This is a genomic window from Curtobacterium sp. MCBA15_013, assembly GCF_001865095.1.
Taxonomy (GTDB): Bacteria; Actinomycetota; Actinomycetes; order Actinomycetales; family Microbacteriaceae; genus Curtobacterium.
Genome location: NZ_MJGQ01000059.1, coordinates 1 through 1,025 on the forward strand (window position 1 = coordinate 1; position 1,025 = coordinate 1,025).

The 1,025-nt window shown below is 75.8% G+C and carries 2 protein-coding genes; both read left to right on the forward strand.

The window, feature by feature from the left end:
* Positions 1-614: NAD(P)-dependent oxidoreductase (locus BIV01_RS16935; protein WP_071303620.1), on the forward strand; the 614-nt coding region annotated here is incomplete at its 5' end.
* Positions 615-640: 26 nt separating this feature from the next.
* Positions 641-979, forward strand: coding sequence for a hypothetical protein (locus BIV01_RS16940; protein ID WP_071303621.1), 339 nt, complete (start codon positions 641-643; stop codon positions 977-979).
* Positions 980-1,025 lie beyond the last annotated feature (46 nt).

Sequence of the window (1,025 nt, forward strand, 5' to 3'; positions counted from 1 at the left end):
GGAACGTCCTGGACGGCATCGACGCGTCCGGAGCGAGCCCGCGCCTGGTCGTCGTGTCCTCGACCGCGGTCTACGACGTCAGCGACGGCGGCACGGTCACCGAGGACACCCCCGCGGACGGCGGTTCCCCCACCGCGGACGTCCTGCTGGAGGCCGAGGCGCTGCTCCGCGAGCGAGCCCCGGGGGCGGTGCTCGCTCGACTGTCCGGTGTGTACGGTCCCGGGCGGGAGCGCCTCATCGACCAGGTCCGGGGCGGAGGGGCTCGGTCGGCTCCGGCCGACGGGTCGTCCCCGCACACGAACCGGATCCACCGGGACGACGCGGCCGCGGCCCTGGTGCACCTCGCGACGCTGGACGACCCCGCACCGACGTACCTCGTGACCGACGACGAACCGGCTCGGCTCGACGACGTGTACGCGTTCCTCGCCGCCGAGCTCGGGGTCGCGGTGCCGCTGAGGGCCGAGGCCGGCGCCGGCGCTGCCGGCCGGCAGGGTGCCGGTGACAAGCGCCTGTCGAACGCCCTGCTCCGCTCGACGGGCTGGGCACCGCGGTACCCGACGTTCCGCGAGGGCTACCGCGCCGTGCTCGCCGGCGTCGGCACCCGGCATCCCTGAGCCGCCGCGCTCGGTACGATCCGGACGTGCACGAACTCGCCGTCCGGCCCCACGCCACCCCCACGCTCGTCGTCGCCGTGGCGATCCTGTCCATGTCCGGGACGGCGTTGGCGTTGCTCTGGTCGGTCATGTGGGTGCCGGTGCTCGTCACGGGGACGGGGGCTTCGCTCTTCCTGTGGCCCCTCGTGCTGGCGTTCTCGCTCCTCCCGTGGGGCGGGGTCGTCGTGGCGCTGGTGCTCGGTGTCGTCGCGCGTCGGCGTGCGGAGACCCGCGGGTCGACCGCCGTGGTCGTCACGAGCGCTGTGCTGTCGGGGCTCGCGCCGATCGCGCTGTGGTTCGGCGGACCGTTCTCGGCGGTGGCCTGACCCGCGGAGCGGCCGGGCGCCGGCACGGCGCGGCGCGGCGCGGCGC